Raw genomic sequence first — 12,818 nt, 5'->3', positions numbered from 1 at the left:
AGTTAGAACTCATCTCATTGGCCGCTATCAGCCTTACGCTTTGAAGCTTAACAGTTTCTCACTTTTTCAGTGTCTTCCATGAAGTGTACTCATGTACGGAGAAACCGTTAAAGGACGCATGTACTGAAGCCATTTTTTCGACCAATTTTAATTGTGCTTCCATATAAGCAGATCCCTCTTCATAAAAAGTAATGAAGTCGCCTTCCTTACTTTGCTTTGTTTCCACGGCGATTGAGATCGTCTTGCCAAGCAGAGCTGCTTCTGCAAGTTCATCCTTCGCTACACTATAGATTGCAGCAGCTGTATCGCGGTAAGCCATAATGGTGATGGAATCAAACTTGCGAATCATCCAACTGCTTACGGCCATCGTGGAACCCGGAATTTTGTAGTTATCCAGCCAGAAAGGCAGATCAGCCGCTACCGGCATCTTCATCCGTGATGCTCGCTCAACAATATACTCCACATTGCCTTGCCACTGGGTAATTACACTGGCTTGATTGATTTTCCATTGCGGGTGCACATGTGGTTCAATATCCAGATGAATACCAGCAAATTTCTCATTGGACAACGCCTGCGCCTGATATGCCTCGATCCAGTCCAGGAAAGATGCAATCTGTTCCCGACTTTCCGTCAATCCCCACGCTGATCTTCCATCCATGACGTCAACCGCAATGTTCTTGGCTCTGGCCTGACGGATAAAACTTTTATAATCAGGAATTTTTACATCCCGGTTCATCTGCAGATAGATCGTATTGATCTTATTCGCTGTAGCGTAATTTAACAACTCTTGAGGATTGCTTCGAATCTGGGTTGTGTCCCACACCCACGTCGCTCTTACCGGCACATCAAGGTTACCATGAATCGTTTCATAACTATCCACAGAACCAATGGCAACGGCTTTCGAAGAACAGGCTGTACTCGCACACAAGATCAAACAACTCAGTAATAAGATAAAACGGTAACCCCTTTTGCTTTTCATATTTGTACACTCCCTCTGAAGTTATCAGCTCTGACGTGCAAATCTGGATGAAATTGTGTCGTTTCATATTCATTTAATGGATACTTATTAGGTACGACGAATTCGGATTGCTTTTATATGCAATATCATCTTTAAGACTTACGACGAAAGAATCATATAACTATATTTCGGGAATTCGTAGTTCTGTATGTATAGTTCAAAAGTCACAATTATTTATTATTTTCAAATTCAATCCTTATTCCAGCATGACTTCAGTCATTATTGCCATATGTACACCAAGCTCAGAAGACCTAGAAAGCGTTTTCTCTCAAAACACACCAAAAAACCGCCCTAAGGCGGCTTTATATGGAACCCTATTTAATGATGCCTAGTCGACATTTCCGTTCATTCATTACCCGATGGAGCTACAGGTGTATTATCAACCACTTCATCGAAAAGAGACACCAGTTCAATACCTTCTGCCGAGATCCGCACTAGCCCCTTGTCGGACAAACGTAATTCTGGAATCACAACCAGCGCGAGCAACGAAAGCGTCATGAACGCATTATTCAACGTACATCCTGCGGACTGTAAAGCTTCACTGACTGCTGCCGATTGGGCCGCAACGACTTCAAAAGATTCGGTTGACATCAAACCTGCAATCCGTAGCGGGAATTCGGTTACCCCTGCTGCCGTTACCACGGCCACCCCGCCCTGCATACGAATGACGCGATTACCGGCTTCAGCCATTAATGCATCATCATTACCGATAATCAACAGGTTGTGACTATCATGAGCAACTGTCATCGCAATCGCTGCAGGTGATGTGAAGCCGATGCCTCCAACAAGCGCTACCGCTCGATTCCCGGTTTGTTTGTGACGCTCCAATACCGCAATTTTGCATACTTCCCCTGAAGTTGAAACCACAACCTTGCCGTTCTCTACGGTAACAGGCAGGTGTTTCTCCTTTGTATCCACATGGTTCTCTGTCACATGAATGATTTTGGCACCAATCGTCCCCTCTGCAATCGGTGCAGCCAACTCCAGATCTTCCGGCTGAATATTAGCTTCTAACTTCACCGTGTTCAGTGCTTCTGTCGGATACGTGAAGCTGTCCCAGACCGCCGTCATTTTCCCATTCTCGGCTACAACTTGCCCGGCAGCAATCGTCATGCCCACACGTACATCCGCCAACCGGCCGTCCAGCAGAATAATATCGGCTATATTGCCCGGAATAATCGCACCAATGTCGCGCGCAACACCAAAGCGCTCAGCCGTGTTAATGGTTGCCATCTGGAAAGCCGTAACCGGCTTCACCCCTTGGGAGATTGCGAGACGAACAACAAAATCCATATGTCCTTCTTTGAGCAGCGATTCAGAGCTTCGGTCATCGGTCACCAGCATCATCCGGCGTGTATCCAGACCAAGCTCAGTGCAGGCTTTGATCGTCTCAGCCACATCATGCCATGCCGAACCTTGACGCATCTTCGCGTACATTCCGAGTCGCAGACGTTCAACCACATCTTCCTTGGTCACACATTCATGATCCCCTGTAACACCACTCGCTGCGTAGGCTGGCAGACGCCAGTCATCTGCAGCCCAGGTGAAATGACCGTCTGCCACTTTACCTGCCCGGAGCGTTGCCTGTATCTCACCAATCATCGTCTCATCCCCATAGACCACTCCAGGGAAGTTCATCACTTCACCAAGACCAATCATGTCCGGACCCCAGGAAAGAGCCTCAGCTACCTCTTCAGGCCCGATATAAGCACCTGTTGTCTCCAATCCTGGATGCGTGGAAGGCACACAGGAAGCCACCTGCATATAAGCAGCCATCGGTGTGGTCCGCGCTTCATCCAGCATCAGTCTCAGACCTTTGAGGCCAAGCACGTTAGAGATCTCATGAGGGTCAAAGAAACCTCCGGTTGTGCCTGAAGGCAACACCGCTCTCGCAAACTCGGTTACTTTCATCTGTGTACTTTCGATATGGCAGTGTCCATCCAGCAGACCAGGAGCGATATACTTACCGTTTGCTTCAATAATCCTCGTATGTTCTCCGATAGTGTGGCTTACATCTTTACCGACATAAGCGATTCGAGCTCCCTGTACAGCTATGGACATCTCAGGTAAAATCTCACCCGATATCACGTTTACCAGCGTACCTCCCCGAATGACCAAAGTCGCTGGCAAATCTCCCCGTGCTGTAGCGACCAGATCCGGTACACAATCGGCCATAAGTGGCCGTTCAAAAGATGATTTGTTCATTTTGTTGCCTCCTTTAATAAACGATCCAAAAAAAATATATTGTTACGATTATATGAGTCCGGACCTCATGTGTAAAGAAAAATCACATCCATTGTCCTTGAATACAAATTATCAAGTCATTTTTATCCACGGGACCCAATCCTTACGAATTCACGTTAGGTATTTTTATCAATACGATCACCTATATGGCTGTAACCTCATCACGTATAATTCCCTCGCTAAGCTAGCTTCTTCCCGATATATGTATCATATACAGAAAAACTCCCGTTCCATTGAACGGAAGCCTTCTTCATGCATATGAAGTGTTATGTCAGTCCACTTGCGCAGCAGACACCTTGCCAAGATCATACTTTTCTTCCGACTGGGCGGTAATGAACGGACTAAGTGCGCCCACGCAGTAAACGTGCAGTAGATGCATCGCTCGTGTGCAAGCCGTATAGAACAACTTGCGTTCATGCTCCTGAGCATACTGCTCCGCAGAGCCGTCATAGATCAGGACTGCATCGAATTCCACACCTTTGGCCAGATACGCTGGGATGACATGAACACCCTGCTCAAAAGCCAGCGTCGTTTTTTTGATTAACTTCGGTGCTGTGGGCAGCGCCTTACTCAATGTAGCATGTACGTCTCTGCTCTCTTCGGCGGTTTTGCAGATAACTGCAACCGATTCGTACCCTTCCTTAATCAAGTGCTTGAGGTCTGTCGTGATGACATTCATATGACGCTCTGAATCAGAAGAAACGATCACTTTAGGTTTCTCACCGCTGCGGTTAAATGGAATAATCTCTTCCCCACCAGGCACCATGCCACGTGTAAACTCCACGATCTCCCGGGTAGATCGATAACTTCTGGTCAGCTCAATGACTTCCGTGTTGTCTGGTCCGTACAGGTTAGTCAAAGGTCCTGTTCCACTAAGTACTGAAGAGTGGGCATAGATTGCCTGATTAAAGTCACCAAGTGCTGTTATTTTCGCCCGTGGGAACAATCTCTTCATAAATGCCAACTGAAACGCAGAATAATCCTGGGCTTCATCAATAATGACATGACGAATATTCGAGTTAATATGGAATCCAAGCATAAGCTCACGCAAGTACAAGTATGGCGTAATATCTTCATATGCCAACTCCTGAAGCTTCAATCTGCGTAAAGTCATCTTACAGATTTCATCCCATTGAGCAGGCAGCGCTTCATCACCCAGTAATCGTTCCATCTGAGCCTGATCGTTAAATAGATGTGCATATAATTGTCTTATATCAACGAATCGTAAGGACTTAATCCATTTTCGCAACGGTTTGAGTCGGTCACTGACCACCATACGTGCCAGAATCCCTCTTTCCTGCTCGAAGTCATTAAACGTATGGGTCTTTCCTTTTTGCTTGCGCTTCAACCGTTGATACGCACGTTGCAGATCCTCCGGCTCCATCAGATCAAGCTGCTGATCAACCCAAGGCGCATCCAGTTCACCTTTACCAAAGGCAGACAGTTCTTTCAGCATCCAGTCCCGTAACATCTCCAGTCGACTCACCAGCTTAACGGATGACTCGAAACTGTAGAATTTCTCAGCCATAGCCTCTGACGTGACAATCGCTCGGCCCTGGAAGCGAACCGGCTTGAATTTCATGCCACCTGACAACATACTTTCCTTATAACGTGTAATCACCTTGAGGAACGTTTCGGACGACTTGAAGCGAATGCTGGACATGCGAACATCGTAATCGGGATCTTCCGTCCCCGTAAGTACATATTCAAGCTGAATAAACGGATCTTCCAGTTGATATTCACGACCCAAACGGCGCTCCAGATACTCCTGGAAGGTCGTTTGCAACATGTTTTCCTCCCCAAGCTCAGGCAGTACCGTGGAGACATAACTGTTGAACATTGGATTTGGTGAAAAAAGAACCATCTGATCCGCTTGCAGATGCTCGCGGTATTTATAAAGAAGATATGCCACACGCTGGAGCGCCGCGGATGTTTTGCCACTGCCGGCTGCGCCTTGCACAATGAGCATTCGTGTCCGGTCATTACGGATAATCCGGTTTTGCTCCTTCTGAATGGTCGCTACAATACTCTTCATCTGTGCATCCGAAGTTCGACTGAGCACGGCCTGCAACAACTCATCACCAATCGTGACCCCTGTGTCAAACATAAACCGGATACGACCATCCCGAATGACAAACTGTCGCTTCATCTCTATATCACCGCTGATCTCCCCACTGGGTGTATGATACGTGATTGGACCCGGTGCTCCGTCATAATACAGGTTGGAGATTGGCGCACGCCAGTCGTAAACCAGAAAAGATTCTTCCTTCTCATCCAGCAACGATGCAATGCCGAGATAAATGCGTTCTGCATTTGGATATCCATCTTCTTTGAAATCAATGCGCCCAAAATACGGTGAATGATGCAGTCGTTTCATTTTATCCAACGCAGCCGCTGTATTGAGATGACTGCGCTCCCGATCGGACAATACCTGTGACTGCTGCCGCATGCTGGTTGAAGTCTCCCCGACATCATCCGCTTCGCTAAAGTTCATCGTGACTTCGTCCCAGAAGTCTTTTCTCATGCCAACCACTTCGTCACGGAAGGAACCAACTTCATCTTCCAGCGTTGTGATCTTGCGTTCAATCTGATCGGTCACGGTGTTGACCCGTTGTTGTTCCTCATTCCATTGCTGATCTGTACTCATATGTTAATAGCCCCTCTTTCCCCGGATTGTGTCCTCAAAATCCCATTTGACAAGCCCGAAAAGGCAATGGTATAATTATTAGAAAGTAAACATTTTAATTATATGTTAATTAGTTCTAATTTTCTGAAAACCATTTTTTATTGTACCAGTGACAACGTCCCGATGCAAGCGGAGGCGTTTTTTGTTGTTTTCTTCTTCATTATTACCCAATCACCGGGTACTCAACTGACTTAGCTACTCCTGCCTACTTTCGTAATTCTTCAATTGTCTCTTTCCAGCGTGTAATTGCTCCAAGTTCATCTTTTAATTGAAAGGTTATTCCTGAAGTGATCTCCGCATATGGCGCGTGATCCACACGTACCTGGAGCACTTGTGCTTCAAAACGATCTCTCGGATGGACAGCCCCCTTCATCTCAGGAAGCCGTTCTACTTCTGTACGAATATGCAGCAATCGATGTCCTTGAACCGCAATCAAGGTAGCCTTGCCTGTTTTGCTCATGTTCATACTGGTCTGTGTACCTTGCCATAGAGCCAGTCTAAGCTGATGCGGATTTATCGCAATCACTTCCCCCATACTGATCATGGCCTGATGCGGCCACTGATCCTCAGATACGGTCAGCAGTTGCATGGCTTCATGCTGTTTATGCTCCAGATTTGTCCCACTCAACCATTCCATTAGTTCAGCGTCCAATTCCTCTATAATCATGTCTCTATCCCTCAGTTCGTTAATATTCATTCATGCCCTTCAGCCCTATGTATGACAAAACAACCCGGACACGATGGTCCGGGCTATGTTGTAACTACATTGTATATGATCGCCAAGCAGGTACGCAATTCGCACTTAGAGGTTGTTCAAAAAGTCTAATTTTGATTACGAATCATGCCTAACGGCATCATCAGCATCGAATATGAAATTCAGCCGAAATGTCCGTTGCTCACGTAGTTTTCCTACGCTCCGCTACTCCATTTCTATCTTCATTCCATCTTCTTGGTACTGAAAACCAGACTTTTTGAACTTGAATTTAAGGCCACTTAAGCCAATTCAAAATTTTGTCCTGTGATTCTTTGTCTTCACTGGCGCTATGCACATGTTCGGCAAGTCGATTCAAACGTTCCAACTGATATCCATAATCATAAATGGCAGCAGCCACGATAGACAATCGTAACATCCCTTCCTTGTCGATATCAAACTGGGTGATCGCCTGCTCCATGAAACGGTCATTATCCAATACAAACTGTGCGGCCTCTTCCCCATTAGGTTTCAGCTTATCCTCGAACTTGAGCAGTGCATGCTCATGGAATTTGATAACCAGTTCTAGATGTGAGTCAAAAAACTGATCCATGGCCGTTGTCCGCGGTGCCTGGAAATAGTGGCGTTCCACCGAATCCAGCACCTCATACCCTTTTTGCAAACTCAGCAGCATTTGTTTGTAGACCACCATCTGACGAGTTTCGCTGAATTTCGAACGTTTCATCTTTTTCTGTTCCTCTTCGAACAAGTTATACTTGTCGGACAAAGACTTAATGGAACCGCCCAGGTTGCTTTTCTCCTCCCGGAATACAACTTCCTTGATCTCATCCGAGATCGAAGTTCGCAGAAGCAACGACATACCACTGAATACACTATGGATCTGCTTCACGAACTGAACCTTCGGTTTCGGAGGAAATACCGTAATGTTGATGAGAAACGCCGATACAATACCAACCAGTGTCAACAGAAAACGATTGAGTGCAAAATGCCAGTCACCCGATGCTTCCATAATGGATACAACCGTGACCAGTGTAAGGCCAACCGTCTCACCCATATTTAATTTAAGACAGATCATGATGACAAGTACAATAATTAATCCAACGGCGATTGGCTCATTGGACAACACCATGCCCCCCACCAGGGCGACAATAGCTCCCAGCGTGGTCGTTTGCAATTGATCCAGGAAGTATTTCCAGGAACGATAGATGGAAGGCTGCATGGCGAATATAGCCGCGATTGCGGCAGGCACGGGAGATTGCGGGTTCAAGAACAGGCTGCTTAGGTACAAGGCAAGCGTGACCGCGATCCCCGTCTTAAGTACACGCGCACCAAACGACATGGTGATGACCCCTCCTCTTTACCGAACCTGAAGTTTTACATTTGATAATCATGTTCATTATTACCCCATATTTCTTTTTTTGCCTGAATTCATTCAGGAGAACGATTTATTGTACCATGTAAGGTCTTCCGTTGCCATGTCATAAGTCAGAGGTATTATGAAATTGATTTCTTTATGTATGTTAATACACATTATTAACCCAAAAAGAAGCAAATCTTCAAAATGGATTTTCGCCACTTCAAAGATTCGCCTCTGTTACTTATGATACCTCTGTGGAATTCTCATGCTTATTATGCCTGCCTAACGGTCCGTGCCCTCCCATTCCCTTTTGAACTGGTCCACAAACTGCACCATATAATCATGACGCTGTTCCGCCAGCTCCTTGCCATAGGCGGTGTTCATCAGATCCTTGAGCTTGAACAACTTCTCGTAAAAGTGATTTATCGTTGTGCTGCGCCCATTGCGATATTCCTCTCGGGTCATCTGCTCCCGTGGGGGAAGGGACGGATCGTACATCTCGCGCCCCCTGGCGCCTGAAAAGGCAAAGGTTCGCGCGATCCCAATCGCACCCAATGCATCCAGTCGATCCGCATCCTGTACAACCTGTGCTTCAAGCGAACTGACCGCAGGACGCTGTCCTCCCGCATATGAGATGGTGCTAATAATACCCACAACCTTGTTACGTATATCCGGGTCAAGAGGCTGGGTATCCAGCCAGTCATTCAGTTTGGCCATCCCGGCTTCCAAGCTCTCATTCAGCTTCTCATCCGGTACATCATGTAATAATGCAGCCAGTTCGCAGACAAATGGATCTGCACCCATGCGGTGAGCGAGTTCAACCGCAAGTGCGGTTACCCGTTCAATGTGCGGCCAGTCATGACCATCACTATGCTTGGATGAGTCCCCTTGAACAAAGGATCGGGCGGCGCGCAGAACAGCCTCTCCTGCCGTTATTCCATCTATTTTATGCATGTGCCCTAATTCTTGCAGATTCCCGCCAGGTTGAAGAGGGTTCTCTGACATCTTACGATTCCCCGCCTTCACGGGCCTGTTCACGAGGAATACGTCGAGCTACACCCGTCTTAATAGCTGCTTCAATTACGCGACTGCGCATCGATTTGACTACTTTATCATTGAACACACTCGGAATAATGTAATAACGTGTACGCTCTTCGTCCGTAATGGCCGAAGCAATCGCTTGCGCGGCTGCCAGCTTCATTTCTTCATTAATTTCGGTGGCTCGGCAATCCAAAACTGCCCTGAAGATGCCCGGGAAACATAACACATTGTTAATCTGATTCGGATAATCGGATCGTCCTGTTGCCATTACAGCCACAATGTCTTCCACCAAGGCAGGCATAATCTCAGGCACCGGGTTTGCCATTGCAAACACGATTGGATCTTCTGCCATGGTCTCTACATCTTCGCGAGTTAACAGATTGCCGCGGGATAGGCCAATGAACACATCGGCTCCACGAATGACATCACGCAGCGAGCCAGTCTCCAGTTCGGGATTAGTACGAGCTGCATAATCACTCCAGACTTCATTCTCATAGGTTTGTGTTCGTACAATTGCACCCTCACGATCGACACCTATAAGCCGGCTGGCCCCCGCGGACAATAATATGTTGCTGCATGCTACACCTGCTGCACCGATGCCACAGACCACAATCTTCACATCTTCAATGGACTTGCCCACCAGTTTGAGCGCATTGATCAGACCAGCATATAACACAACCGCTGTGCCATGCTGGTCATCATGAAATACAGGAATGTCCAATTCCTCATTCAGACGACGTTCAATTTCGAAACAACGCGGTGACGAGATATCCTCCAGATTAATGCCGCCAAAACCAGGTGATATCGCTTTCACAGTACGTATGATTTCCTCGGTATCCTGTGTATCCAGGCAGATTGGGAAAGCATCCACACCTGCAAACTGTTTGAATAACATCGCTTTACCTTCCATGACAGGCATCGCTGCACGAGGCCCAATATTACCAAGCCCAAGTACCGCACTGCCATCAGATACGACGGCCACTGTATTCCGTTTAATTGTCAATGAGAAGGCTTTGCCGGGTTCTTCTGAAATGGCTGAACATACACGAGCCACATCCGGAGTGTACACACGTGACAGATCTTCCCGGTTTTGAATCGGGGTCTTTGGTGTTACTTCGATCTTACCGCCCAGATGAAGCAGGAAAGTCCGATCCGATACGTTAATAATGGATACACCTTTGAGCTGGCGCACCCCTTCTATAATTTTACTGTTATCTTGTGCATCTGTAACTGCGACCGTCAAGTCGCGCACGCTTACATCCTGATTGGTGGAAATCACGTCGATGGCAATGATGTCTCCCCCAGCTTCCGAGATGACCGAAGCCACTTCGCCAAACTTGATATCCTTAGTTGTCATTTCCAGTCGAATAATAATGCTGTTACCATCCAGATTTCTTTGATTCATTTCCATTCCTCCCAGACTGAAAGTCTTGAGTTACATGTTACGTGTTTGTCTTCGCTACGCGGACACGTTTATCCTTTATCTTGTCCAGAAAAAGTGGTTCAACAGCCAAATGCATAAATTAAAAAAGATGCCCTGAACACCAATGCAGGCGTTCAGGGCACTCTTTTTCTATCCTAACTCCGTTTATAAAGTAAGGATGAACCTATATTATTTTCGAGCAGCCGGTCTGCGCAGAACACAAATGTCATATGGCTTCAAGCTGAGACTTGCTTTCACAGCATCACCACTGAGCAGATCGGTATAGGACTGTCCATCTAGTTCAACCAGCTTCTCATCTGGCGTGTAGTTCTGTACAAACACATAATCTGCTGTACCATCTGTACGCGTATGTGCCGTTGTTCCGGCAGGCAGCTCAGTTTCAAGTCCACGCTCAATGTTCAGGTCAGCGATTAGCTTCGCATAGAAATCATCATAGAATGGTGCTTTCAGACGTGTCGCTACGTAATATGCTTTTCCTGAACCCAACTGGTTAACCGTCAATGCAGGGCGTCCAGCATAAAAGTCAGAACGGTACGTAGCCAGGGACTTCGCGCCTTCCAGATGAATCAGATCACACAGTTCAATTGCATCATACGCTGTTTTGAGCTGAAGCTCATTGCCCTTCTCCGGAATGATTCCGTTCAGATCACGATCATGCAATCCGTCAATTTCCTCGGACCAGATGCCAAGTGTCTTACGCAGCGGGCCTGGGAATCCACCCAGGAAACACAGATCGTTTTCGTTAACAATACCAGACCAGTAAGTTGCTACAAACGTACCACCTTGTTCTACAAACTTCTCAATACGTTCTCCGACACCTTCACGTACCAGATAGAGCATTGGCGCAATCAGCAACTTATACTTGGACAGATCTGCATCCATATCAATAACGTCTACAGCGACTCCCTTTTTCCAAAACGCTTCGTAATGCTCTTCCACGGTCTGCTCATACTTCACACCGATATTACGCGGTCCCTGGGAATCATTAACGGCCCAGCGGTTTTCCCAATCAAAAATGATTGCAACTTCTGCCGGAACCGCTGTTCCTACAATGGCTTCCATGCCTTCAAGAGCCGTTCCTACGTCGGTGACATCTTGGAACACTCGAGTGTGTTCCGTTCCTACGTGGTCTACCACCGCACCATGAAGTTTCTCACTGGACCCCCGGCTTTTTCTCCACTGGAAGTACTGAACACTATCGGAGCCGTGTGCCACAGCCTGGAGAGAAGAGAGCAGATGCATGCCAGGTTTTTTCAGCTTGCTGACATCTTGCCAATTCGTTGAACTTGGAGTACTCTCCATCAGCAAGAACGGCTGACCGCCTTTGATAGAACGAACGATGTCATGCATCATTGCGATCCGGGATGCCTGTTTCGCGTCGTCATCTGCATCATGCCAAGTCGGATAACTGTCCCAAGAGAGGAAATCCAGAATATCAGCGAACTTCCAATAGTTCAGACCGCCATAGAATTCCATCAGGTTTGTTGTGACTGGCAGATCAGGATTCTGAGCTTTCAATGGTTTTGTTTCATGCACGATAAAATCAGCTGTCTGGTCCGTAACGAAACGGCGCCAATCCAGATTCATTGCGTGTACCTGTGTCTCACCGTGTGGAGCCGGAGATTCCACTTGACTCCAGTCTGTAACCGTATGGCTCCAGAATGTGGTCCACCACGAATGATTCAGTTCATCGAGTGTTTTATACTTCTTCTGAACCCAACCACGGAATGCTTCCTGACAATAATCACAATGACAGTCTCCGCCGAACTCGTTCGAGATATGCCAGCCGATTACAGCCGGATGATCCGAATAACGTTCTGCCAGTTTTGTGTTAATCGCAGTAACCTTCTCACGGTATACCGGGGAAGTATAACAATGGTTGTGACGGAAACCATGCAGATTGCGGACACGCTTCTCGGATACGCGGAGCACTTCCGGGTACTTCGCGGACATCCAAGCAGGTCTAGCACCACTTGGTGTAGCGAGGAATGCATAGATACCGTTTGCTGCAAAACGATCCAACACCTGATCCAACCATTCAAACGTGTATACACCCTCTTCCGGCTCAAGGGATACCCATGAGAAGATACCAATGGACATCACGTTACACTTGGCAAGCTTCATCAAGCGAATATCTTCTTCCAGAACTTCAGGATAGCGGAGCCATTGCTCCGGGTTATAGTCTGCGCCATGCAACATGTGCGGGGCTTTGGAACTTACAGGTGGAAATTTGTATGTCATAATGACAACTCCCTTGCTTTAATTACTGTTTTTTTAGTTTATATACGATAACGATAACGATAACGATAACGATAA

At 46.9% G+C, this 12,818-nt stretch carries 8 protein-coding genes; all 8 read right to left on the bottom strand.

The features are described 5' to 3' along the window. Positions 1-58: 58 nt before the first annotated feature. The 8 genes from MHI48_RS10860 to MHI48_RS10825 all read right to left on the bottom strand — a co-directional run bounded on the left by MHI48_RS10860 (position 59) and on the right by MHI48_RS10825 (position 12,743). The gene (locus tag MHI48_RS10860; protein WP_076326905.1) at positions 59-979 is read right to left on the bottom strand and encodes a hypothetical protein; all 921 of its coding nucleotides are present in this window, start codon (positions 977-979) and stop codon (positions 59-61) included. Positions 980-1,363: 384 nt separating this feature from the next. Next, positions 1,364-3,223 (bottom strand): adenine deaminase, encoded by a 1,860-nt coding sequence (locus tag MHI48_RS10855; RefSeq protein WP_282321971.1) that lies wholly within the window; start codon positions 3,221-3,223, stop codon positions 1,364-1,366. Between the two features lie 310 nt (positions 3,224-3,533). Continuing rightward, complete coding sequence (gene helD / locus MHI48_RS10850) at positions 3,534-5,909, bottom strand: RNA polymerase recycling motor HelD (protein ID WP_036609543.1); 2,376 nt, start codon at positions 5,907-5,909, stop codon at positions 3,534-3,536. Between the two features lie 244 nt (positions 5,910-6,153). Continuing rightward, complete coding sequence (locus MHI48_RS10845; protein WP_081745914.1) at positions 6,154-6,645, bottom strand: hypothetical protein; 492 nt, start codon at positions 6,643-6,645, stop codon at positions 6,154-6,156. A 286-nt stretch (positions 6,646-6,931) separates the two neighbouring features. Then, positions 6,932-7,999 (bottom strand): aromatic acid exporter family protein, encoded by a 1,068-nt coding sequence (locus tag MHI48_RS10840; RefSeq protein ID WP_017689291.1) that lies wholly within the window; start codon positions 7,997-7,999, stop codon positions 6,932-6,934. Between the two features lie 300 nt (positions 8,000-8,299). Beyond that, positions 8,300-9,022 carry an HD domain-containing protein gene (locus MHI48_RS10835; protein ID WP_081745915.1) on the bottom strand — a complete coding sequence of 241 codons (723 nt, stop codon included), beginning with the start codon at positions 9,020-9,022 and terminating at the stop codon, positions 8,300-8,302. 1 nt (position 9,023) lies between these two features. Next, positions 9,024-10,463, bottom strand: a complete 1,440-nt coding sequence (locus MHI48_RS10830; protein ID WP_405143927.1) for an NAD-dependent malic enzyme — start codon at positions 10,461-10,463, stop codon at positions 9,024-9,026. A gap of 207 nt (positions 10,464-10,670) precedes the next feature. Beyond that, positions 10,671-12,743 (bottom strand): beta-galactosidase, encoded by a 2,073-nt coding sequence (locus MHI48_RS10825; protein ID WP_036609546.1) that lies wholly within the window; start codon positions 12,741-12,743, stop codon positions 10,671-10,673. Between the last annotated feature and the right edge of the window lie 75 nt (positions 12,744-12,818).

Source organism: Paenibacillus sp. FSL H7-0942, from assembly GCF_045040715.1.
Classification (GTDB): Bacteria; Bacillota; Bacilli; order Paenibacillales; family Paenibacillaceae; genus Paenibacillus; species Paenibacillus amylolyticus.
Note: the sequence above shows the minus strand (reverse complement) of the source record. Positions and strands in the feature narration are given on the sequence as shown.

What these genes read in the sequence shown, in the direction of transcription:
- MHI48_RS10860 (WP_076326905.1), bottom strand. Translation starts at nt 979, where the DNA reads ATGAAAAGCAAAAGGGGTTACCGTTTTATCTTATTACTGAGTTGTTTG.
- MHI48_RS10855 (WP_282321971.1), bottom strand. Translation starts at nt 3,223, where the DNA reads ATGAACAAATCATCTTTTGAACGGCCACTTATGGCCGATTGTGTACCG.
- MHI48_RS10825 (WP_036609546.1), bottom strand. Translation starts at nt 12,743, where the DNA reads ATGACATACAAATTTCCACCTGTAAGTTCCAAAGCCCCGCACATGTTG.
- MHI48_RS10830 (WP_405143927.1), bottom strand. Translation starts at nt 10,463, where the DNA reads ATGAATCAAAGAAATCTGGATGGTAACAGCATTATTATTCGACTGGAA.
- MHI48_RS10840 (WP_017689291.1), bottom strand. Translation starts at nt 7,999, where the DNA reads ATGTCGTTTGGTGCGCGTGTACTTAAGACGGGGATCGCGGTCACGCTT.
- MHI48_RS10845 (WP_081745914.1), bottom strand. Translation starts at nt 6,645, where the DNA reads ATGAATATTAACGAACTGAGGGATAGAGACATGATTATAGAGGAATTG.
- helD (WP_036609543.1), bottom strand. Translation starts at nt 5,909, where the DNA reads ATGAGTACAGATCAGCAATGGAATGAGGAACAACAACGGGTCAACACC.
- MHI48_RS10835 (WP_081745915.1), bottom strand. Translation starts at nt 9,022, where the DNA reads ATGTCAGAGAACCCTCTTCAACCTGGCGGGAATCTGCAAGAATTAGGG.